The sequence below is a fragment of the Kamptonema sp. UHCC 0994 genome, from assembly GCF_029167235.1.
GTDB lineage: Bacteria > Cyanobacteriota > Cyanobacteriia > Cyanobacteriales > Microcoleaceae > Kamptonema.
On sequence record NZ_JARFTR010000039.1, the window covers coordinates 1 to 21,349 of the forward strand.

Genomic DNA, 21,349 nt, shown 5'->3' on the forward strand with positions numbered 1-21,349 from the left:
GGCGGCGTTACGTCAAATATTCGGACGCTGAATAATCGTCTCAACTACTCGCCGCTTAGCCTTCGAGTCAATCCCAATTAACCGCACATATTCCCCGCCATGTTCAGCCAAACAACTTTCTAAAGTGGCAATTACCTCTTTTTCTCCATTGCTTTGAATCGTAGCGCAACTTTGCCACGAACCAGTTTTAAATCTACGGTTATCTGCATATTCTATCCCGATTTTACAACCTTGTGCTAGAAGTTGTTGCACCTGTTCTTGCACTGCTGAATTAAGCTGAGAACTTTTACCATTCCCGCCGTTACTAACTTTTTCCATGTAGGCTTTGTAATATTTATCTTGCCCATTTTCTTGTTGACTTTGTGGCTGCGAATTAGAGGAAACCTCCCCAGGATTTTGACTGCCAAATAACCGATTTTGATTATATTCCTCAACCAGTCGCATTTCCTTAACTCGGTACTGTTGACCAACCATCGCTTTGCCAATTTCCACTAGGCGAGACAGGCTAAAATTAGGCTTAGGAAAATGGGGCGCTGCTTCCACACTATTTACCAACCGCTTAGAAACCTTTTCAATTCCTATCTTATGAATAAACTCGCGAATTTGTTCATCATAAATGCGCGATCGCAAAGCACTAAAAAAGTCAATAGCTTGGTCTGGAAACGCATCCACAAATTCCGCAATCTCACTTAGCGGCATCCCATCCGCCTCAAAAATACCGCTGACAATTCCAATCTTATCATCGCGATTGGGTTCCCAGTAAAACTTCTCCATCCGACCATCTCTAATTAACGGCGCGTACAGAGTAGCAAAGTCATTTCCAGTCACAATAATCGGTACTCTATGTAGCGGCGTATTGTCATAACTTCCCGGCAATTGCACGTTAGTCGGATTATCAGCAATATTCATCAGAGTGGCATTCACCAACTGAGTATTAACAGTATACTGAGTTGTACTATCAAATCTGCCAGCACCAGCATCTAGATCGTTAATAAATATTGCACACATTTCACCGCGAACGCGAATTTGTTCTGCCGCTTCTCGGTAGCGAAGACGAATTAACCGCGCCGGATCTCCGGCATCGGGACTTTCTAATTCTCCCCCCGATATAGTCACAGGTTCAAAACCTAGACGCTCAAAAGCTAACTCACACTGAAAAGTTTTGCCTTCCCCTTTGCGGCCGTGAATTCCTAAAATTAGAGGAACTCTAACTCCAGGTAGATCCAAAAAATTTTTAGTGATGTGAACGGCTACCTTATCAAGAAAAGACGGAGAAATGTAATAACTCATCGGTTTATAATTCAACGATCGCGCAGATTCTTCTTACTGTTAGCATTCTATGACAAAAGTAATCGCACTATCAATCATTGCCAGAAATTTTGATACAATACGCAAATCGTATTTTTGCCCACTCCAAAAAGATTTCTATATAATTTAGGAGCCATTCGTGAGCCCAGAAACCTTAGTAAAAGAGCCTTTTCTACAATCCGACGAGTCGAGCCCTTTCAGCGGCGATCGCTTCGACAGCTACGTGATGACAACCTACGGGCGCTTTCCCATCGCCCTAGAACGCGGTCAAGGTTGCCGTGTATGGGATACTGAAGGACGCGAATATCTGGATTTCGTCGCGGGGATTGCCACTTGTACCCTGGGGCACGCCCACCCCGTAATGATTGAAGCTGTTACCCGCCAAATTCAAACGCTACACCACGTTTCTAACCTTTACTACATCCCCGTACAGGGAGAGTTGGCAAAGTGGCTTACAGAGCATTCCTGCGCCGACAGAGCCTTCTTTTGTAACTCTGGTGCAGAGGCAAATGAAGGAGCAATTAAACTGGCTCGGAAGTACGCTCACGAGAAGTTAAACATCGCTAATCCGATGATTATAACGGCTCGCGACAGCTTTCACGGACGGACGCTGGCAACTGTCACGGCTACGGGACAACCCAAATATCAGAAGGGTTTCAGCCCGATGATGCCGGGATTTCACTATGTGCCTTATAACGATATTGAAGCATTGGAAAGTGCGATCGCCGAACTCGATGCCAATGAGCGCCAAGTAGCTGCAATCATGCTGGAAGCCTTACAAGGAGAAGGCGGAGTCCGTCCCGGAGATATCGCCTATTTCCAACGGATACGCCAAATCTGCGACGAAAAAGGCATTTTGCTGATTCTCGACGAAGTGCAAGTCGGCATGGCCCGCACCGGCAAAATGTGGGGTTATGAAAATTTAGACATTGAACCCGATATCTTCACTTCCGCCAAGGGATTAGGCGGCGGTATCCCCATCGGGGCGATGCTGTGTAAATCTTTCTGCGATGTATTTGAACCGGGGAGTCACGCCAGCACCTTTGGCGGCAATCCCTTTGTGTGCGCGGTGGCATTGTCAGTTTGCCAAACCCTAGAAGCAGAAGGCATTCTGGCGAATGTAAACGAACGAGGGGAACAGTTGAGAAAAGGGTTAAGCGCGATCGCAGTTAAATATCCCCACCTCATCGCCGAAGTACGCGGCTGGGGTTTAATTAACGGGATGGAATTAAAAGCTGATATTGAGCTAACTTCTATCGAACTCGTCAAAGCCGCCATAGAAAAAGGCTTACTCTTAGTACCCGCAGGCCCGAAAGTAGTTCGATTTGTCCCGCCTTTAATTGTAACGGCCGCTGAAGTAGATCGAGCTTTAGAAGCATTAGAAAATGCGATCGTCTCCTGCGAATCCCGGTAACTCGATAGAGATATCTCCTTAAGAAGGTACGTAGTTGGGCTTTAGCCCTCTTATAGATTGCCATAAGAGGGCTAAAGCCCAACTACGTACCGAAAAATCAACCCTGCTGCTAACCCAAACGAGGTAAAGTACCATTTGAACTGGAGTTTTGCGTTACAGATGATGGGACACTAGCTTGAGGCAAACTCATATAAGACAAAACCGACTGTGTAACACTAGATTTTCGCGGTTCGCTGCGTCGCATTTCCACAGGCGTGTCCATGTAAATTCCAATAGCGCCATCCATATTCGCACCACTGAGATTAACCCCACTGAGATTAGCGCCGCTGAGGTTGGCTCCATTGAGATTAGCCCCACTCAAGTCAGCATTCAATAAATTCACATCTCTGAGATCCGCATCTTGAAGATCCGCATCTGTAAGATCCCCACCAACTAATCTGACATCTCTAAGGTCAGCGTTGAGCAACTTAGCATTCACCAACTTTACATTACCTAAATTCGCACCACCTAAGTCGGCACCGCTGAGATTCGCACCGCTGAGGTTAGCTCCAACCAAATTGGCACCAACTAAGTCAGCACCGCTCAAATTGGCATGAAGCATATTTGTATTGACTAAATTGGCAAAACCTAGGTCAGCACCGCTCAACTCAGCACCATTTAAGTTTGCATCAAAGAGGTTGATTCCCTTGGAGTCAACACCGCTCAAGTCAGCATTAGCCAGATTAGCACCAACTAAGTTAGCAAAACTCAGATCCGCACCACTTAAATTAGCGCCGCTGAGATCCGTACCGTTGAGATTGGCAAAACTCAGATCCGCACCAGTCAAGTTAGCGCCGCTGAGTTTTAATCTTGCCAGATTGGCATCGCTGAGATTTCCTCCCTGACATTGTTTGGTTTCTAACAACCGTTTGATGTGCGCGGTATTTCCACTCATATTCCTATCCTCTACGGCAAACTGCTGAGTCTTTGTCGATCGGTAAGCCCTGGTTTGCTTTTTCTATCAAAGGGAGACTGGGACTGGGAATTCCCAGGAATAAATTCAGGCGCACAAGGAATGATTTACTTTTCTTTTTCAACCTGATTAAATTCAAGGGAGTTAACTTCTAAATCTTAACATTCGTCATCCCTCTTGCGATAGATGAGGGGTTTAACCCCTCATTATTACTCCACTATCATAATTAATTTTTATGCTTGATGGCAAAGTGCTTTGAGCAAACCTTGACCAAAAGGACAAGAAGAGGTATATTGTTGAGTCTGTTTATCTCACGACCTCAAGCGCTCAAAAAGGCGATTAGGACGTTCTGAGTCCCACCAAACTCGCTGATTCTATTCCCTTCTTCCCCTTCTTTCACGCTTCCCCTAGCCTAAGCGCCCCTAGCCTAAGCGCCCCTAACCGCCTTGGCGGTTGCTATACTTGCCCTGAAAGGAATAAAAAGTAGAGGCTTTTATTGAACAGTTTGCCAAAATACTCGATCTAAACTCGGAACTGATACCAAGATGTGTCGTTAATAGATTTTGCTAGACAATGATTTTTAACCATATTTTTGATTCTGAGAATATGGTCAAACTGTATAAAGTGTAAGTTCCTTATTCGTTTAAGTTTGAGTTTACCAATTATGTTTTTGTTAGTAAAGGTGATAGGCTTTCTGTAGTTAGCCAATGTCTAATCGCCGTTTTTATATTCAACAAAACGGTTTTTTGGGGAATTATAGTAATACAGTTTCCCTAAGTTTGGTGCTAAAGTAGGGAAAATATTTATTAAAATTTCCAGGGTTCCTGATTCAATTGGCTATAAAGGAATAGCCACTGCTTTCCTTCTTCCCTCTTTCTTTTTCCTTCTTCCTTCTTCCTTCTTCCTTCTTCCTTCGAGTCACGATGGACGAACAACGCCGCGAAACTGATTTTAATATGCTTCGAGTGCTACTGGACTTTTCTAGCGATACAGGAACAGAATTAATTTTGAGTGCCGACTCAGACTTAATCGACTACGGGTTAGTGCAAACACTTTACCTGGCAGTGCCGTCCCTAACGCAAGAGGGGTTAGTTAATGCTGCTAAATTTTTCCAAAATTTGCTTGCTCCTTTGGAAGAGGCGATGAGGGAATCGATTGGGGCTGCAAGTCCAGAACAGTATCTTACTTTTCTGGGGGAAGTATTGCAGGCAGTGGCGTACAATTCTGAACCGCAAGCAGTTTATCCGCTGCTGTCTGCCAATTTAGATAAGCTGGATCAACATTTCGCGCAACTGCTACACAGTTGGGCAACTGCAATTTTATCGGAAGCTGAACCCGCACAGGCAAGACGGATTGCGGCTCAGATTGGTAATTTGAGTATTATTATTGGGCGGTTCCCCCTGGGTAGCAGGGCGAACAATTTGGAGATTGAAATTGCAGGTTATGAGGTGGTGGCGGCTGTTTTTACCCGTGAGGGGTTCCCGGAACAGTGGGCGACGTTGCAAAATAATCTGGGTAATGCTTATAGCGATCGCATTAAAGGAGAACGAGCCCTGAATCTAGAACGGGCGATCGCCTGTTTTGAAAATGCTTTAGAAGTACGGACTCCCGAAGAGTACCCGGAACATTGGGCAACGCTACAAAATAATCTGGGGAATGTTTATAGCGATCGCATCAAAGGTTTTGCCGCCGATAATCTAGAATTGGCAGTCACTTGCTATCAAAACGCTTTGCAGGTGCGAGCTCGCGATACTTTCCCGAAAGAGTGGGCAACAACTCAAAATAATCTCGGTCGCGCTTACAGCCGTCGCTTCAGGGGAGATCCCACAGAGAATTTAGAATTGGCAATAGCTTGCTATCAAAGTGCGTTACAAGTTTACAACCGTAAGTCTTTTCCCCGTCGTTGGGCGACGACGCAAAATAATTTAGCAAATGCTTATAGTGAAAGACTACGAGGTAGTCGTGCTGATAATCTGGAACGGGCTGTAGATTGCTATCAAAAGGCTTTACAGGTGCGGACTCGCGAGAGTTTACCGACACAATGGGCGACTACTCAAAATAATTTAGGTCGAGTTTTTAGCGAACGGATTAAAGGAGATCGGGCGGATAATTTGGAAGCAGCGATCGCCTGTTACCGTAATGCTTTGGAAGTTCACAGCCGTAGGAAGTTTCCCGATCGCTGGGGGACGATTCAAACTTATCTGGGCAAAGCTTATAACCAGCGGCTCAAAGGAGACAGAGCTCAAAATTTAGAAGCAGCGATCGCCTGCTATCAAAAAGCTTTGCAAGTATATTCACAGCCAAAATCTCCCGACCGCTGGGCAATGCTACAAACTTATCTGGGTCGGGCTTTGAGCGAACATAAGAAAGGAGAAAAAGCCCGCAACCTCAAAACGGCGATCGTCTGTTATCAAAATGCTTGTGCAATCTATAGCCGTTTGAAATCTCCCGATCGCTGGGCAATGCTGCAATCATATCTCGGTCGCGCCTTTTGCGAGTTGATGCTGGGTAACAGAGCCGAAAACCTCAAAAGCGCAGTCATTTGTTATGACAATGCTTTGGAAGTCTACACCAGGGAAGCTCATCCCCACAGTCATGCCAAAACATTGTTTTACCAAGGCCTCGCCTACCAAGCGCAGGGAGAATTGCTGCAAGCTTACAACACTTTTGTCTCGGCTGTAGAAACCGTTGAATTCCTGCGGGGGGAACGCAGAGGGGGAAGCGATCGCGAAGCCAGTATCCTGAAACAAAAGTTCGCTCAAACCTGGACTATACTTTACAAATCTTTGGTGCAACTCTGTCTGAAATTAGGAGCCAACGAATCTCATTATTACGCCAAGGCCCTAGAATATACGCAACGCTATAAAGCTCGTAGTCTTGTGGAACTCCTCGCCAATGGCTACTTGTATCCGAAAGCGGAACTTCCCCAATACGTCCAAGATGAGTTGGTTTTGCTACGAGAGGAAATAGCTACAGAAGAGCGGCGGGTCGATGGGGGAACGAAGTCAGAAGTTAATATTAGTCGTAGTTCAGGGGTAGAACGGCCGGATTTGAATAATTCCTCAATGCCTCTGAGTGTGGACTTCACCCGCTTAACTCAATTGTGGCACCAGTGGGACGAGTTGATTTCTCGCGAGATAGTCTCTTTTGACCCGTATTTTAGCATCACTCAAAAAGTGGAAGCGATCGCCTTTGAACAAATTCAGGAATTACTACCAGATCGGAATTGCGCGATCGTGGAATGGGCAAGTTTAGAGGAGATGTTGGTCTGTTTTATTATCCTCTCTGACATGGATCGTCCCATTGTTTGGGTTTGTCCTCCAGAAAATGCAGATGCTTTGGAAGATTGGGCCGAAGAATATTTAAGTGCTTATTCTGAACAAAAAGGCCGCTGGGTAAATCAACTCGCAGCTAGATTGAGCCGCCTAGCAGAAATTCTACAAATCGATCGAATTGTAGAGTGTATTCCAGAACATTGCGATCGGCTAATTGCGATCGGACACCGATTTTTACATCTGATGCCTATTCATGCTTTGCCTTTGGGGAGTGAGGAGGAACAGGGAGAAGATGGGGGAGATGAGAGAGATGGGGGAGATGGGGAAGATAGGCAGCAAGAGCTAGGCGCAGCACGAGCTAGAAGCGAAGGTGAAAAGAATCTCCCGCTCCCCCCTGCTCCCCCGCTCAAGAGCTCCCCATCTTCCCCACCTCCTAAATATTTAATTGATAGATTTTCCAGGGGTATCCGTTATGCTCCCAACTGTCAAATGTTGCGTTTGAGCCAAATTGGGCGGCGGAATCTCCGGGGGACTTCGCCAGTGCGGGAACTCTTTGCTGTTCAGAATTTTGCTAAAGATTCGATCTATAGCAATCTGGAAATGAGCGCGATTCGCCAGCATTTCCCAAGTACGGAAACTTTAGGGGATAGAATTGGGGTAAAAGAGGCGCTTTATCAATTAATTGGGGTTGGCGATCGCCAGTTAATTCACAGAGAGCAACAACAACAGGGTGTTGGTATTCACTTCGCCTGTCAGGGTTTGTTAAATTTTGAAAATCCGTTGGAATCTGCTTTGTTTTTGGGTAAGGAATCTCTGACTTTGGAGGAAATTTTTAATCTAGACTTGCGTCAATTCCGGTTAATGACTCTCTCTGTTTGTGAAACTGGCGCTGGAGAGGTGAAAGGGATTACTGATTGTGTTAATTTGGCGGCGGGGTTGATGTATGCTGGTACTCCGAGTATTGTCAGTAGTCTTTGGAAAGTGAGCGACGTTTCGACATTGTTTTTGATCGGCAAGTTTTATGACAATCTCAGTCACCTTCAGAGAGTGCAAGTGGGAGATATTGCGATCGCTCTCAATTCTGCTCAGAAATGGCTTCGAGATTTAACTAGCGAGGAATTTGAAACTCTACTGAGTAATTTTCAAAGTCAAATTGCACAGATATTTGCTCAGTTACCTCAAGGTCAACGTTTGATCGCTGAAGCGTCTTTGCAGCAAACACGCAACCGTAAACCTTGTCCTTTTGCTAATCCCTATCATTGGGCAGCTTTTACAGCTACTGGGATTTAATACTTAGTTGTTAGTTGTTAGTTGTTAGTTGTTAGTTGTTAGTTGTTAGTTGTTAGTTGTTATATCATGTCCGGCAAATTACTTACTATCTGTCATTGCGAGCCAAGCGAAGCAATCGCCTAGTCTCTGTGATTGCTTCGGGATTGCTTCGCTTCGCTCGCAATGACAAGTATTTAACCGGACATGATATTAGTTGATATCCTGTAGGTTACTATCAAGTATTTAGGGTAAAAAAATTGACATAATAACGAGATATAGCAACCGCTTTCGTCGGTTAGGACGTTTTGATTTTCACCAAACTGACTGATTCTATTCTCTTCTTCCCCTTCTTTCCCTTCTTCCCTGAGCATCGGAGCATCTTAACCGCTAAAAGCGGTTGCTATAGTTAAATTCTTTTGCTCCTTAAGTTATAGCGAAAAGGGAAATTCACGGCTAATGTTCCAGCGATCGCCATCGTGAATTAATAGTGTCAACTGAGATGTGGTAAACTTAGAATAGAGCATTTTTTGCTTAAATTCCGACCATGCTGCTTTGAAATTCTCCTTTGTTAAGTCTCGAAATGCGACTGTTATATGTGGTGTAAAGGTGCGATTTTTTGAAACTGGATCGGTAATTCCTAAAGTTGTCTCTAGATGCGTCATCAAATCTTTTTGAATATCTAATAATGCTTTGGTTTTGAGTGGGTTGGCGTAAATAACACGGGGTGGAAAAGCAGCAAAACCTGATAGATTAATGGGGATTGGGTGATGGGCAATCGCAAATTTCTCTAAGCATTCTTCTACTTTACTAATTTCCTGTGTCATCCATTTAAAAGGCGGTTGTAGGGTGATGTGGGGTGGCGATTTTAAAGCGCCGCTACTAGCGTATTTTTCGGCAAAATACTGTTTGATTTCAGTAATCTGCTCTTGAATTTCTTGCGGAGGTAGGAGGGCGATAAAGTAACGGTGTTGCAGGTTTTCCATAAGTTTATCGTTGCAGGACAAAGACACAGAGGAATTTACAGAAGCGGAACAGAGTAGGAAGAGAAAATTATTAGTTTGTGCAATTTGCTATAAACTATTACTTAATATAAATGATAAAGTTTAAAATTGAAAAGCAAAAATGCCTTGGTTTGTCAAGATTGAGAAGGGAATTGTCGAAAAGTCCATTTTTGACCAGTATGTACCCGCTCATCGCGCTTATGTGCGAGAGTTGATTGCTAAGGGGCACAAGGCGAAGACGGGGTACTGGGCGCGGCGCGGCGGCGGGATGCTGCTATTTGAGGCGCACTCGATGGAGGAGGCGATCGCGATCGCGGCTAAAGATCCGTTGGTAGTCAATGGTTGCGTTACCTACGAAGTTTATCAGTGGTGTGTTGTTGAAGAATAAAAAGTTGTGTTATACTCATAAATGAGCCGGACTTACGCGATTGTAACGCCCAAACTTTGTCAGGGCCGGAAGGCAGCAGCAATACGGGATGCTTGCAATAGGCGTGAACTCCGGTTCACCTTGTTTAAGGGAGGTGTACTTGCTATGCCGGGTTTCGGAGATATTTTACAGAAAGCAGTTTACTTGGGTGTGGGGTTGGCTTCCTACGCTGGCGAGAAAGCAAGTAGCAAATTAGGCGAGTTGCGGACTGAAGCCCAAAAATTGGCAGATGAATTGGTAAAGCGCGGTGAAATGACGACGGATGAAGGCCGCCGCTTCGTTGATGATATGATGAAACAGGCACAGCAGCAGTCCGGTGAGTCGCCTTCTGAACCGGAAAAACTTTCTGAACCGCGCCTGATAGAAATTGTTTCGGAAGATGAAGAACCCTCTACTAAAAGCGATCGCGGTGTCGATCAGCTTCGTCAACAGGTGCAGCAGTTACAAGATGAACTCCGCCAACTGAAGCAGGATTAGGCTTTGTAAAGTTTTATGACGGGGTTGAGTGCGATCGCACTTCTACCACCCTTAGTTTCTGCATTCATCGTCGGTAAGGTGTACTAATCCTATGCAAAAGGTAATAGAATTAAATAGGTGCAAGCCATTGCACCTTGATTTTGTTAATAATATTTAAAAATCGAGCTGACAAATCAATGGAAGAGTGGCAAAAAAGTTTTGTGGCGGTACTGGAAACTGCTGTTTCTGAGGTAGAGAAGTTCCTCACCGATGCAAGTGAAGAGTTCGCCGAAATGTTGGACTCACTGGCGAAGTTTTCCGAGGAAGTGACAGAAGAAATACAAAATAGTGTAATCGATGATTTCGACAACTATTTTAGTGAGTTGCTTGAACCAATTATTGAGGTTTTTAGAGAATTAGATCCAGAGATAAATGAGATAGATTTTTCGATTGTGACTTATGTAGATCCTTCGCCAATTCAGCAGCCAGCTTGTAGGGGTTGTTCTAATTATCACGGTCATATTTATGGTGGGAATTTGTTAGTTTGTGCGATGCACCCTTCGGGTGTAGAGTCTGAGAGTTGTCCTGATTGGGAAGCTGAGAGAGAATAATTTAGGGGGAATTTTTTAAGGGTGCGATCGCATTTTTATAGTGGCTGTTTACGAGATTTTAATCTAAGTGTTTAACTGGTAGGGAAACTAATTTTTCTAGCTCATTAGCAACGTCTACTCTATGGCATCGATGGTGATCCATTTCAGCACATAGCAATAAAATTGTACCTCCTTGAGCGATTTCTGCAACTTTATTTAATGCTGCATCCGCTTCTTCTTGATTTGGTGGTATCCAATTCTCCTTTCCTGAGATATTTCCTAAAGAGGTCGTAGAGATATATTTAATATTGTTTGAAAAACAAAGTTCTTTAATCTGCTCTCCGTACCATCTCCGAGTCCAAGCACGAGGACTGATTCTGACATCAACAACACATTTAACATCATACTTTTGGAGGTAGCATAAAAACATCTCATAGTTTTTACGATTGCCATATCCAAACGTGAGAATATAGTGATTATTAGATAGAACTGAACTGTCTGTTTTCATTTTATTCTCAAAACAATTTTAGCTGCTCATATTCCAGCATCGGCGGATAAAAGATCCCTATAATCATAAAAGTTTGCCGATGATCTTTTAAATTACCTACAATAAAGTATAAATCTTTTTTGGACAAAAACTCCCCTCCTAATTTTTGCTTAACTTTTATTATACCCTCCTCCTCCTTTTTTTCCACTGTAAGAGCTTGAGATTTATCTCTACAGTTTCTATAAAGTTGACTAATTTCCCAATCACTAATACTGTAACGATGGTTAATATCATCTCGATCTATAAATTGATATCCAAATTTATAAGGGATTTTTTCAAGCTCTATAGGAGGCTCAAACAAATCTAACTGATCTAAAATTGCTTGCTGTTTTGGCGACCACTCGCGATCGCTTTTTTCACAATAGTATTTAATTATATTTTTGGGTTTGATAATTCCTAAAGACTTACCTTGCTCTTTAATATCATTAATCGATCTGAACTCAAGTGGCAAAACAAACGACTTACGTTGTTCCCAGTTATCCTTAGTTCCTATTTCTTTTATAATCTCAATCGAAGTATCGTCTATTCGATAGCTTTCCAGCCTAGAATCTTTATCATTTTTTTCTATATTAGCACTAATAATAGCCCATCTAGGATACTGCTTGTCAAAAACTAATTTACGGTAGCGAACAGGATAAATCCGAATCCACTGAAGAGGTTCATCTTTCTTATCAAGAAGAACTCCGGCTGTACAAACTGTTTCACGATATTTTTGGCTGATCGAGGGATATGTTTTGGTGGCAATCAAAATTCTTTCTCTTTTCATATCTTTCTTTTATTCAGTATGAGTTATTTTAACTAATTTTTTCGTATTTCCCTAGTCATGGCTGGCTAGATCAGTTATTATATAAATAACTACGTTAGCATATTTTCTAATTCATCAAAATAGAGCGTCAAAAATCTTAACCCATGACCCATAGTACCTTCCTCCAACGCCTCCACCACCCATCACGGCCTGTCATCGTCTTCGATGGCGCAATGGGAACCAACCTGCAATTCCAAAACCTTACCGCTGAAGACTTCGGCGGCCCGCAATACGAAGGCTGCAACGAATACCTCATCTACACCAATCCCGAAGCCGTCGCCAAAGTCCATCGCGGTTTCCTCGAAGCAGGGGCCGATGTCATCGAAACTGACACCTTCGGGGCTAGTTCTTTTGTGCTCGCTGAATACAATTTAGCCCACGAAGCCTATAACTTAAATAAAGCCGCTGCGACTCTCGCCAAAGGCCTTGCTGTTGAGTATTCTACACCAGAAAAACCCCGATTTGTGGCCGGTTCCATTGGGCCTGGAACTAAATTACCAACCCTGGGACACATCGACTTTGATACTCTCAAAATTGCCTTTGCCGAACAAGCCGAAGGACTATTTGATGGTGGGGTTGATTTATTAATAGTTGAAACCTGCCAAGATGTGTTACAAATTAAAGCCGCACTCAGCGCCATTGAAGAAGTATTTACTAAAAAAGGTACGCGGCTGCCGATTATGGTATCGGTGACAATGGAAACTACTGGCACTATGTTAGTAGGTTCGGATATCAGCGCCGTCTTGACAATTTTGCAGCCATTTCCTATTGATATTTTAGGATTAAACTGCGCCACTGGCCCAGACAGAATGGCCGAACATATCAAATATTTATCTCAATATTCTCCTTTTGTTGTCTCCTGTATTCCTAACGCCGGCTTACCGGAAAATGTGGGCGGACACGCCCATTATAAACTCACGCCGATGGAGTTAAGAATGGCATTAATGCACTTCGTAGAAGACTTAGGAGTGCAAGTAATTGGCGGTTGTTGCGGTACTCGTTACGATCACATTCAAGCATTAGCAGAAATTTCTACAACTCTTAAACCCAAGGTTCGCGAGACAACTTGGCAACCCGCTGCTGCTTCAATTTATAGCGCCCAACCTTACGACCAAGATAATTCTTTCTTAATAGTTGGTGAACGACTTAATGCTAGTGGTTCTAAGAAATGTCGTGACTTATTAAATGCTGAAGATTGGGATGGTTTAATCTCAATGGGACGGGAACAAGTTCGCGAAGGCGCACACATTCTTGATGTTAACGTTGACTATGTGGGACGCGATGGCGTAAGAGATATGAGAGAGGTTGTATCTCGCTTAGTTACTAATGCCACTTTGCCCTTAATGTTAGATTCCACTGAGTGGGAAAAAATGGAGGCGGGATTAAAAGCTGCTGGCGGTAAATGTTTGTTAAATTCTACTAACTATGAAGATGGAGAACCCCGTTTTTATAAGGTGTTAGAATTAGCAAAAAGGTATGGCGCGGGCATAGTTATCGGTACAATTGATGAAGATGGAATGGCCAGAAGTGCGGACAAAAAATTTACCATTGCCTCCCGCGCCTATCACGCCGCCATTGAGTACGGAATACCCGCCTACGACATCTTTTTTGACCCTTTAGCCTTGCCAATTTCTACGGGGATTGAAGAAGATAGGGCGAATGGTAAATCTACTATTGAGGCCATCCGCCGCATCCGGCAAGAATTGCCGGAATGTCACGTTATTTTGGGAGTTTCTAATATTTCCTTCGGCTTAAATCCAGCGGCGAGACAAGTCTTAAACTCGATGTTTTTGCACGAAGCTATGCAGGCGGGGATGGATTCAGCAATTGTTAGCCCCAATAAGATTTTACCCCTGGCAAAAATTGAAGAAAAATATCAAGAATTGTGTCGTAAACTGATTTACGATCGGCGAGAATTTGATGGCAATGTTTGCATTTACGATCCTTTGGGAGAGTTGACAAATGCCTTTGAAGGTGCTACAACTAAGCGCGATCGCAGTGCCGATAAACTACTACCTTTAGAAGAACGCTTGAAGCGTCATATCATTGATGGCGAAAGAATTGGCTTAGAAGAAGTGCTGACTACAGCCTTAGAAAAATATCCACCTTTGGAGATTATTAATACCTTCTTGTTAGATGGTATGAAAGTGGTAGGTGAGTTATTTGGTTCGGGGCAAATGCAGTTACCATTTGTATTGCAATCTGCCGAAACTATGAAAGCAGCCGTTGCCTTTTTGCAACCCTACATGGAGAAATCGGAATCAGGGGATAATGCCAAGGGAACCTTTATCATTGCTACAGTTAAAGGCGACGTTCACGATATTGGGAAAAACCTAGTTGACATCATTCTTTCTAACAATGGCTACCGAGTAATTAACTTGGGAATTAAACAGCCAGTTGATAATATCATCGAAGCTTACGAACAGCATAAAGCTGATTGTATTGCTATGAGTGGATTGTTGGTTAAATCTACAGCTTTTATGAAAGATAATCTGGAGACATTTAACCAGCGCGGGATTACCGTTCCCGTAATTTTAGGGGGTGCGGCTTTAACTCCGAAGTTTGTCCATGAAGATTGTCAAAATTCCTATAAAGGTAAAGTTGTCTATGGCAAAGATGCCTTTTCCGACTTGCACTTTATGGATAAGTTAATGCCTGCTAAATCCCAGGGAAAATGGGATGATTTAACAGGTTTTGCCGATGAAGAAAATGGTAATGGCAATGGGGCAGCTAAAATAGAAGTCACACCTAAAAAAGAGGTGAAAACTTCGGAACCAGCAACGCCATTAGTGATAGATACAAAACGTTCTGAGGCGGTAGCGGTGGATATTGAACGCCCGATTCCGCCTTTTTGGGGTACTCAGTTATTGGAGGGAGAAGATATACCTTTTGAGGAAATTTTCTGGCATTTAGATTTACAAGCTTTAATTGCTGGACAATGGCAATATCGCAAGCCAAAAGACCAATCGCGGGAAGAATATGATGGGTTTTTAGCTGAGAAAGTTTACCCGATTTTGGAGGAATGGAAACAGCGGATTATTAATGAGAAGTTGTTACATCTACAGGTAGTTTATGGGTATTTTCCTTGTCAATCTGAAGGCAATTCTTTACACCTTTACGATCCAGAAATGCTCAAAAGTGACACAGGCATCTTGCCTGCGATAGGTTTGACTGGCGGGCAAGATGCCCGCCCCACAATGCCTGTAGTGACATTTACTTTCCCTCGGCAAAAGTCGGGTCGGCGGTTGTGTATTGCTGACTTTTTTGCACCGAAAGAATCGGGTAAAATTGATGTGTTTCCAATGCAAGCGGTGACGGTTGGAAACATTGCAACGGAGTTCGCACAAAAGCTATTTGCTGATAATCAATATACTGATTATTTGTATTTTCATGGGTTAGCGGTACAGACTGCGGAAGCAATAGCTGAATGGACTCATGCGCGAATTCGTCGGGAGTTAGGTTTTGGGAGTGAGGAACCGGATAATATTCGGGATATGTTAGCCCAAAGATATCGCGGATCGCGGTATAGTTTCGGTTATCCTGCTTGTCCTGAAATGTCCGATCAGTATAAACAATTGGAGTTGTTAGGAAGCGATCGAATTAACCTTTCTATGGATGAAAGCGAACAGCTTTATCCCGAACAATCGACAACTGCAATTATTACTTATCACCCAGCAGCAAAGTATTTTACTGCTTAGATAGATCGGGACTTACGCACCTTGTTATGTAACGCCGCCATCTTGGCGGTTTTTTTACCGCCAGGATGGCGGCGCTACGGAGTTATGTAACGCCGCCATCTTGGCGGTTTCTTTACCGCTAGGATGGCGGCATTACGGATAGCTATAGATGATAAAAAAGAGGTACGATCGCACCTCTTTTTATACTCTATTAAAAATCAAAGCTAGGCTCATACCGTCAGCTTGACAGGAGGAAACGTCACTTCTACGTTCGCGTCTATGGGTTGATTTTCGAGCACCATATTCGCATCTATGGGTTGATTTTCAAGCACCATTGTGGTACTTGCATTGCACTGGAAACCAATGCGCTCGTAGAAACTCTGCTTGTAGGTTGTCATCAGGTAAACTCGCTCGACTCGACACATCCGAGGATGGCTTAAAACTGTTTGTACTAACTTGCGGCCGAGTCCGCCGCCTTGATAGTCTGGGTTAATGACTACATCCCAAATTGTAGCGCGGTAGATACCGTCTGATGTAGCGCGAGCGAACCCGATCATGCGATCGCCATCCCAAACACTAACTACTGGTTCGCTGAACCGGATCGCGGTTTCTAAATCCTCTAGCGATCGCTCCCTTGCCCAAAAAGCTGCTCCTTTAAACAACCCTTGTAATTGATGTAGGTCTACCTGCTCAGAACCGATACAAAATTGAATGTTACGGTAATCTCTCGTGGTTGAGTTCATTCTCAATTTGCCTTCAAGTTGGGTTTAAACTATCTGAAATTGGTGTATTTGTATGCTGGCGGCTTTAAAAGATTCGCGCTTTAGCAGCCCATTTTTTTGTTAATAATGCCGGCAACAAAGCTGAGAGTAAACGTAATGGAGGGCAGGTTTTATCTGGAAAAGTGCCTGATAGTATAGTCTCTGGCTAAACCCGCCCCTACAAGACATCTACTGTTTTTTATATCCACCTACTTATTACTTTTCATATATTATCCATCTATTCGGTAATTATCAATACTTTTTGGCAAAAATCTCAGTTTTTTTGTTATGGATTTATGACATTTTCGACTATCTAAATCTCTTAAAAACAGTCAACTTAAGGCCTGGCGAATAGAATTCGCAGCTATACAAACGAAGTCCGCCTACGCGGACTAAAGGAAAATCAAGACCTTCATAACCCGCGTAGGCGGTTTTTGTCTGACAAGATGCGGTTTCAACCGCCCAGTTTCTTACTCGCAGCCTTAGAGCCAACGGGCTGCATCTTTGGCATGATAGGTTAAAATCAAGTCAGCACCAGCGCGTTTAAACCCTGTGAGGGTTTCCATTACGACTTTTTGTTCATCAATCCAACCGTTGAGGGCGGCGGCTTTTACCATTGCATATTCACCAGAAACGTTGTAGGCTGCAACTGGTAAATTAGTGGCTTCCTTGACTCGCCAGATGATGTCCATGTAAGCCAAAGCTGGCTTAACCATTAGCATATCAGCGCCTTCAGCGATGTCAAGGGCAACTTCCTTGAGGGCTTCGCGACCATTTCCTGAGTCCATTTGGTAAGTGCGGCGATCGCCAAATTGCGGAGTTGAATCAGCAGCGTCCCGGAATGGGCCATAATAAGCTGAGGCATATTTAGCTGCATAAGAAAGAATGGGGATATCCTCAAATCCAGCGCCGTCTAAGCCTTCCCGAATTGCTTGCACAAAACCATCCATCATCCCCGAAGGTGCGATAATATCAGCACCAGCTTGAGCTTGAGCGATCGCAGTTTTCTTCAGTAACTCCAGTGTGGGGTCGTTCAAAACCCGACCAGTTAAATCTCCGACTTGCAGATAGCCGCAGTGACCGTGACTGGTATATTCGCACAAACAAGTATCCACAATTACCACGAGGTCGGGTACAGCTTTTTTAACTGCTGCGGTAGCTTTTTGGACAATTCCGCAGTCATGCCATGCGCCCGTAGCTTCTGTATCCTTATCTTCAGGAATACCAAATAAGATAATTGCGGGAATGCCGAGGTCGTAAACTTCTTTTGCTTCTTCTACAATTTTGTCTACTGATAGCTGGTAGACTCCCGGCATAGATTTAACTTCTGTGGCAACAGCTTCCCCTGGTACGGCAAACAGAGGATATATTAAATCGTTAGTAGTCAAGACCGTTTCGCGTACCATCCGACGTAGTTGGGGATGTTGGCGAAGGCGGCGAGGGCGATGTGTTGGAAACATGATTTTTTTAAGTGTTGAGTCAGTTAGACTTTTGGGCTGATAATGATTGCCCTGTTGCTAAGTCTAGAACTTCTGGTTTCCCCAAAGCACAACGCTTAAGTAAATTTCTGAGGACTTACGCAAAAGTATCTGTAACGCCGCCCTCTGGGCGGTTAGTTTACCGCCCAGAGGGCGGCGTTACGTGAAGTGTGCGTAAAGTCCTAAATAATTGAGAAAGCCGATTCCGTTAAGAAATCGGCTTTCTCAATTTAGCCTTTGACTATGCCGAAACCGCTACGGGTTCGGCTTCAACTACGGGCTTGCCATAAACACTGACTTTCTTGCGGGTTTTACCCTTTCTCTCAAAAGTCACTACGCCATCAACAAGGGCGAACAAAGTATCATCTTTGCCGATACCGACATTGTTACCGGGGTGAAACTTTGTGCCGCGTTGACGGACTAGAATGTTGCCAGCTTTAACAACTTGGCCGCCAAAACGCTTAACACCTAAGCGCTGAGAGTTAGAGTCGCGACCGTTGCGTGTACTACCTGTACCTTTCTTATGGGCCATAATGTCCTCAACTTTAATTGTTATTTTCTATTTTGAAGGAGTTTCGACGATTGGTGTCGTCTCTTCTCTTTTTGCGATCGCATCTCCTTTGATACTGATAGAATCAATCATCAAACGAGTAATTTCTTGGCGGTGGCCCTTTTTCTTGCGAGTTTTCTTTTTGGGCCGCATCTTATAGACAATGACCTTGCGACCTCGGAAATGCCGGAGCACAGTACCTTCTACCGTCGCACCTTCAACCAATGGCTGACCGATGTGAACGTCGTCTCCATGCTGAACTAGAAATACCTTGTCAATAGTGACTGTAGCTTCGGCTTCGACGTGAAGCAGTTCGATGTCGTAGAAGCGGCCGGGTTCTACTCGCAGTTGTTTGCCGCCTGTTTCAATAATTGCGTAAGTCATTCTGGTTGTAATTTGGGTTGCCGTACAGGTAGCTGACAAGTGTTTTGCCGAAGCCTACAGGTTGAAATCAATCTGTTTTGCGGTATTTTGTCAGCTTTGGGAATGTCTCAACCTGATCCGAGCAGGGTTTGGACAGACAATCTACCATTATTGCTTATAGATGGGATTTTGTCAAGTACCTGGACTGGTTTGGGATTGGTAGGCAGATAGAATACGATGAGTTGATAGGTCAATAATGAACAAATAGCGATCGCACTTTGGAGAATTTCAGAGGATTTAATATAATTGAATAGATAGCTTTAAGAATTTTCAATAGCTATGAACTATGAAAACTCAAGAACCAGGAAAAGCAAATGTTAACTATTGAACAGATAGAAAACGCTATTCTGCAACTTCCACCAGAGGAGATGGGAGAGTTGTTAGAGTGGTTTTTGGATTTGGATTATCAACGATGGGATATTCAATTAGAGAAAGACATTGTTAAGGGAAACCTAGATGCTTTAGCAGCAGAAGCGATCGTAGTAGCAAAGTTTTAGACCATCTGGCATAATTAAAGAGGCATCTCTAATAATTTTCAAAGGAGAAAGATATATGAGTACAGAGCGGTGGGATGATGATAGGCTAGATCGATTAGCAAATACGGTCGAGAGTAATAGTCACGCTATTGAGAATAACAATCGCTTGATAGAGAGTAATGCTCGCGTGATTCAAGCGTTAGCAAATGTGGCAGCAGAGGCAAGGGAAGAACGGGAACAGTTATTTCAAAGGATGGAACAACAAAATGCAATTATTGTGCAACAGCAAGAAGAAATTGTGGGTTTAAGAATTGAGACAAGACGGACGCTTGATATTCTCCTAAATCAGCGTAATCAGGGGGATAATCCTACTGCTTAATTCAATCATAAAGTAGGCGATCGCACTTTGGGGAAGAGAGGCGCGATCGCGGGAGCAAAATTTCAGAAATTATAGCCAGAAATTGCTATATAATAGCAACAGGAGTCAACAATCTCAACATAAAGCCTATGTCTACTTATAGCGATGTACTGAGTCAGGCTCAAAATCTCACTCTTGAAGAGCAAGAGCAATTGTTAGAAGTATTGTCAGTATTGGTTCGCGATCGGGTAACAACCCAAACTCAGGGTCAACAATCGGAAATTGATGCAGCACTGATTGAAATGGCACAAGATCCAGAGTACCAATCTCAAGTGCTACAGATGGAGGCTGAGTTTCGCCGCCAAAGAACAGTTGAAATATTGGAAAAAATTGCAGCAAGTAATGTCTGTGCTGATATTAACGATCCGGTGGAATGGCAGCGAGAATTGCGTCAAGATCGTTCGCTTCCAGGTAGGGATGAATAATGCTACTTGATAGTAATGTTATTATCTACGCTTCTCAACCAGAACACGCGCAAGTTAGGCAGTTTATTGGCGAACATGACATAGTTGTATCGGCAGTAAGTTACGTTGAAGTGCTGGGTTATCATCGGCTAACTGAAGATAATAGATTATACTTTGAGGAATTTTTTAGTGTTGTGGAGGTTTTACCGATTTCTAATGCTGTACTCGATCGAGCAGTGGCGTTACGACAGATGAGGAGAATGACTCTTGGGGATGCTATTATTGGGGCAACAGCTTTGGTGTATGGCAGAACTTTAGTGACAAGAAATATAGGCGATTTTCGATGGATTGCTGAACTCACATTGATTAACCCGTTTGAGGCTTAAGAAAGATGGGCGATCGCGAGAGCAAAATTTTAGACTATCTGGTATAATTGAACAGGTAGCTTTAATAATTTTCAATAGCTATTAATCAGGAAAAAAATCTATGACTACAGAGCGCTGGGATGATGATAGGCTAGATCGATTAGCTAACTCAGTAGAAGGTTTGACTAATCGGGTAGATAATATAGCTAACTCGTTAGAAAGTTTGACCAAGCGAGTTGATAGTATCGCGATCTCAACAGAGAATAATAATCGCCTGATAGAGAGTAATGCTAGGGTTATTCAAGCGTTAGCAAATGTGGCAGCAGAGGCCAGGGAAGAAAGGCAGCAATTATTTCAAATTATGACACAACAGCAAGAAGAAATTCGGGGGATACAAACGGAGAATCGTCGCACTCTTGATATTCTCCTAAATCAGCAGAATCAGGGGGATAATCCTACTGCTTAACTCAATCATAAAGTAGGCGATCGCTACTTTGGGAAGATAAAGGCGATCGCACTTTGGGGACAGAGAGGCGATCGCGGGAAAAAAATTTCAGATGTTATCATCAGAAATTGCTATATAATGCCAAGAGGAGTCAAAAATCTCAACATAAAGCCTATGTCTAGGGAGCATCCCGATTTGGTAAAAACAAAAATATTAAACTGCAAATTCGCCATTCAGGTAGGCACAACGCAGTTGTAACATTTGGGAAACACTTTCCGATTTCCACTGTGCGCCTGAAATTTTTAGCC

Annotated in this window: 21 protein-coding genes and 1 other RNA gene; 13 read left to right on the plus strand and 9 right to left on the minus strand. The window is 43.5% G+C overall.

Going from position 1 to position 21,349, the window contains the following annotated elements; genetic code table 11:
• Positions 1 to 12: 12 nt before the first annotated feature.
• Positions 13 to 1,290, minus strand: coding sequence for a ribulose bisphosphate carboxylase small subunit (locus tag PY364_RS03475; RefSeq protein WP_275520626.1), 1,278 nt, complete (start codon positions 1,288 to 1,290; stop codon positions 13 to 15).
• A gap of 157 nt (positions 1,291 to 1,447) precedes the next feature.
• Here PY364_RS03475 and PY364_RS03480 point away from each other — a divergent pair, with 157 nt between their 5' ends.
• On the plus strand, positions 1,448 to 2,722 hold the full coding sequence (locus tag PY364_RS03480) for an aspartate aminotransferase family protein (RefSeq protein ID WP_275520628.1): 1,275 nt from the start codon (positions 1,448 to 1,450) through the stop codon (positions 2,720 to 2,722).
• Between the two features lie 109 nt (positions 2,723 to 2,831).
• Here the strand turns inward: PY364_RS03480 and PY364_RS03485 are convergent, their stop codons facing one another.
• A complete protein-coding gene (locus tag PY364_RS03485; protein ID WP_275520630.1) occupies positions 2,832 to 3,656 on the minus strand; it encodes a pentapeptide repeat-containing protein in 825 nt (274 codons plus the stop codon).
• Positions 3,657 to 4,597: 941 nt separating this feature from the next.
• Between PY364_RS03485 and PY364_RS03490 the strand changes: the two genes are divergently transcribed.
• Positions 4,598 to 8,239 carry a CHAT domain-containing tetratricopeptide repeat protein gene (locus tag PY364_RS03490; protein ID WP_275520632.1) on the plus strand — a complete coding sequence of 1,214 codons (3,642 nt, stop codon included), beginning with the start codon at positions 4,598 to 4,600 and terminating at the stop codon, positions 8,237 to 8,239.
• A gap of 407 nt (positions 8,240 to 8,646) precedes the next feature.
• On the opposite strand, the gene PY364_RS03495 is transcribed toward PY364_RS03490, so the two are convergent.
• The gene (locus PY364_RS03495) at positions 8,647 to 9,201 is read right to left on the minus strand and encodes a 2'-5' RNA ligase family protein (protein WP_275520634.1); all 555 of its coding nucleotides are present in this window, start codon (positions 9,199 to 9,201) and stop codon (positions 8,647 to 8,649) included.
• 139 nt (positions 9,202 to 9,340) lie between these two features.
• On the opposite strand from PY364_RS03495, the gene PY364_RS03500 reads away from it, so the two are divergent.
• The 4 genes from PY364_RS03500 to PY364_RS03515 all read left to right on the plus strand — a co-directional run bounded on the left by PY364_RS03500 (position 9,341) and on the right by PY364_RS03515 (position 10,713).
• Complete coding sequence (locus PY364_RS03500) at positions 9,341 to 9,607, plus strand: YciI family protein (RefSeq protein ID WP_275520636.1); 267 nt, start codon at positions 9,341 to 9,343, stop codon at positions 9,605 to 9,607.
• Between the two features lie 23 nt (positions 9,608 to 9,630).
• An RNA gene (gene ffs, locus PY364_RS03505) (signal recognition particle sRNA small type) lies at positions 9,631 to 9,727 on the plus strand.
• A 24-nt stretch (positions 9,728 to 9,751) separates the two neighbouring features.
• On the plus strand, positions 9,752 to 10,123 hold the full coding sequence (locus PY364_RS03510; RefSeq protein WP_275520638.1) for a hypothetical protein: 372 nt from the start codon (positions 9,752 to 9,754) through the stop codon (positions 10,121 to 10,123).
• Positions 10,124 to 10,299: 176 nt separating this feature from the next.
• Positions 10,300 to 10,713 carry a hypothetical protein gene (locus tag PY364_RS03515; RefSeq protein WP_275520640.1) on the plus strand — a complete coding sequence of 138 codons (414 nt, stop codon included), beginning with the start codon at positions 10,300 to 10,302 and terminating at the stop codon, positions 10,711 to 10,713.
• Positions 10,714 to 10,771: 58 nt separating this feature from the next.
• On the opposite strand, the gene PY364_RS03520 is transcribed toward PY364_RS03515, so the two are convergent.
• A complete protein-coding gene (locus PY364_RS03520) occupies positions 10,772 to 11,200 on the minus strand; it encodes a DUF488 domain-containing protein (protein WP_275520642.1) in 429 nt (142 codons plus the stop codon).
• Positions 11,201 to 11,207: 7 nt separating this feature from the next.
• Entirely contained in the window at positions 11,208 to 12,005 is a 798-nt protein-coding gene (locus PY364_RS03525; RefSeq protein ID WP_275520644.1) for a hypothetical protein, read from the minus strand.
• A gap of 143 nt (positions 12,006 to 12,148) precedes the next feature.
• On the opposite strand from PY364_RS03525, the gene metH reads away from it, so the two are divergent.
• Complete coding sequence (metH, locus tag PY364_RS03530) at positions 12,149 to 15,742, plus strand: methionine synthase (protein ID WP_275520646.1); 3,594 nt, start codon at positions 12,149 to 12,151, stop codon at positions 15,740 to 15,742.
• 209 nt (positions 15,743 to 15,951) lie between these two features.
• On the opposite strand, the gene PY364_RS03535 is transcribed toward metH, so the two are convergent.
• Together PY364_RS03535 and hemB are read right to left on the minus strand one after the other, a co-directional pair.
• Positions 15,952 to 16,464: a GNAT family N-acetyltransferase gene (locus PY364_RS03535; RefSeq protein ID WP_275520648.1), complete on the minus strand. Its 513-nt coding sequence runs from the start codon at positions 16,462 to 16,464 to the stop codon at positions 15,952 to 15,954.
• A 500-nt stretch (positions 16,465 to 16,964) separates the two neighbouring features.
• Positions 16,965 to 17,942 (minus strand): porphobilinogen synthase, encoded by a 978-nt coding sequence (gene hemB / locus PY364_RS03540; protein ID WP_275520651.1) that lies wholly within the window; start codon positions 17,940 to 17,942, stop codon positions 16,965 to 16,967.
• 14 nt (positions 17,943 to 17,956) lie between these two features.
• Between hemB and PY364_RS03545 the strand changes: the two genes are divergently transcribed.
• The gene (locus tag PY364_RS03545) at positions 17,957 to 18,127 is read left to right on the plus strand and encodes a hypothetical protein (RefSeq protein ID WP_275520652.1); all 171 of its coding nucleotides are present in this window, start codon (positions 17,957 to 17,959) and stop codon (positions 18,125 to 18,127) included.
• A 74-nt stretch (positions 18,128 to 18,201) separates the two neighbouring features.
• Here the strand turns inward: PY364_RS03545 and rpmA are convergent, their stop codons facing one another.
• Together rpmA and rplU are read right to left on the minus strand one after the other, a co-directional pair.
• On the minus strand, positions 18,202 to 18,492 hold the full coding sequence (rpmA, locus tag PY364_RS03550; protein WP_272031895.1) for a 50S ribosomal protein L27: 291 nt from the start codon (positions 18,490 to 18,492) through the stop codon (positions 18,202 to 18,204).
• Positions 18,493 to 18,519: 27 nt separating this feature from the next.
• The gene (rplU, locus tag PY364_RS03555) at positions 18,520 to 18,894 is read right to left on the minus strand and encodes a 50S ribosomal protein L21 (RefSeq protein WP_275520655.1); all 375 of its coding nucleotides are present in this window, start codon (positions 18,892 to 18,894) and stop codon (positions 18,520 to 18,522) included.
• 353 nt (positions 18,895 to 19,247) lie between these two features.
• Here rplU and PY364_RS03560 point away from each other — a divergent pair, with 353 nt between their 5' ends.
• From PY364_RS03560 to PY364_RS03580, 5 genes are all read left to right on the plus strand, one after another.
• Entirely contained in the window at positions 19,248 to 19,430 is a 183-nt protein-coding gene (locus tag PY364_RS03560; protein WP_275520657.1) for a hypothetical protein, read from the plus strand.
• A 55-nt stretch (positions 19,431 to 19,485) separates the two neighbouring features.
• Positions 19,486 to 19,788 carry a hypothetical protein gene (locus PY364_RS03565; protein ID WP_275520659.1) on the plus strand — a complete coding sequence of 101 codons (303 nt, stop codon included), beginning with the start codon at positions 19,486 to 19,488 and terminating at the stop codon, positions 19,786 to 19,788.
• Between the two features lie 128 nt (positions 19,789 to 19,916).
• Positions 19,917 to 20,252 (plus strand): hypothetical protein, encoded by a 336-nt coding sequence (locus PY364_RS03570; RefSeq protein ID WP_275520661.1) that lies wholly within the window; start codon positions 19,917 to 19,919, stop codon positions 20,250 to 20,252.
• Positions 20,252 to 20,617 carry a type II toxin-antitoxin system VapC family toxin gene (locus PY364_RS03575; protein ID WP_275520663.1) on the plus strand — a complete coding sequence of 122 codons (366 nt, stop codon included), beginning with the start codon at positions 20,252 to 20,254 and terminating at the stop codon, positions 20,615 to 20,617. The genes PY364_RS03570 and PY364_RS03575 overlap by 1 nt, the downstream gene beginning before the upstream one ends.
• Positions 20,618 to 20,717: 100 nt before the next feature.
• A complete protein-coding gene (locus tag PY364_RS03580; RefSeq protein ID WP_275520665.1) occupies positions 20,718 to 21,062 on the plus strand; it encodes a hypothetical protein in 345 nt (114 codons plus the stop codon).
• Positions 21,063 to 21,349: the final 287 nt, after the last annotated feature.

Coding starts and splice junctions, on each gene's coding strand:
- PY364_RS03510 (WP_275520638.1), top strand. CDS start 9,752: ATGCCGGGTTTCGGAGATATTTTACAGAAAGCAGTTTACTTGGGTGTG.
- PY364_RS03525 (WP_275520644.1), bottom strand. CDS start 12,005: ATGAAAAGAGAAAGAATTTTGATTGCCACCAAAACATATCCCTCGATC.
- PY364_RS03485 (WP_275520630.1), bottom strand. CDS start 3,656: ATGAGTGGAAATACCGCGCACATCAAACGGTTGTTAGAAACCAAACAA.
- PY364_RS03570 (WP_275520661.1), top strand. CDS start 19,917: ATGTCTACTTATAGCGATGTACTGAGTCAGGCTCAAAATCTCACTCTT.
- PY364_RS03490 (WP_275520632.1), top strand. CDS start 4,598: ATGGACGAACAACGCCGCGAAACTGATTTTAATATGCTTCGAGTGCTA.
- rplU (WP_275520655.1), bottom strand. CDS start 18,894: ATGACTTACGCAATTATTGAAACAGGCGGCAAACAACTGCGAGTAGAA.
- PY364_RS03535 (WP_275520648.1), bottom strand. CDS start 16,464: ATGAACTCAACCACGAGAGATTACCGTAACATTCAATTTTGTATCGGT.
- PY364_RS03495 (WP_275520634.1), bottom strand. CDS start 9,201: ATGGAAAACCTGCAACACCGTTACTTTATCGCCCTCCTACCTCCGCAA.
- PY364_RS03575 (WP_275520663.1), top strand. CDS start 20,252: ATGCTACTTGATAGTAATGTTATTATCTACGCTTCTCAACCAGAACAC.
- PY364_RS03580 (WP_275520665.1), top strand. CDS start 20,718: ATGACTACAGAGCGCTGGGATGATGATAGGCTAGATCGATTAGCTAAC.
- hemB (WP_275520651.1), bottom strand. CDS start 17,942: ATGTTTCCAACACATCGCCCTCGCCGCCTTCGCCAACATCCCCAACTA.
- PY364_RS03520 (WP_275520642.1), bottom strand. CDS start 11,200: ATGAAAACAGACAGTTCAGTTCTATCTAATAATCACTATATTCTCACG.
- PY364_RS03515 (WP_275520640.1), top strand. CDS start 10,300: ATGGAAGAGTGGCAAAAAAGTTTTGTGGCGGTACTGGAAACTGCTGTT.
- PY364_RS03500 (WP_275520636.1), top strand. CDS start 9,341: ATGCCTTGGTTTGTCAAGATTGAGAAGGGAATTGTCGAAAAGTCCATT.
- rpmA (WP_272031895.1), bottom strand. CDS start 18,492: ATGGCCCATAAGAAAGGTACAGGTAGTACACGCAACGGTCGCGACTCT.
- PY364_RS03475 (WP_275520626.1), bottom strand. CDS start 1,290: ATGAGTTATTACATTTCTCCGTCTTTTCTTGATAAGGTAGCCGTTCAC.
- metH (WP_275520646.1), top strand. CDS start 12,149: ATGACCCATAGTACCTTCCTCCAACGCCTCCACCACCCATCACGGCCT.
- PY364_RS03560 (WP_275520657.1), top strand. CDS start 19,248: ATGTTAACTATTGAACAGATAGAAAACGCTATTCTGCAACTTCCACCA.
- PY364_RS03565 (WP_275520659.1), top strand. CDS start 19,486: ATGAGTACAGAGCGGTGGGATGATGATAGGCTAGATCGATTAGCAAAT.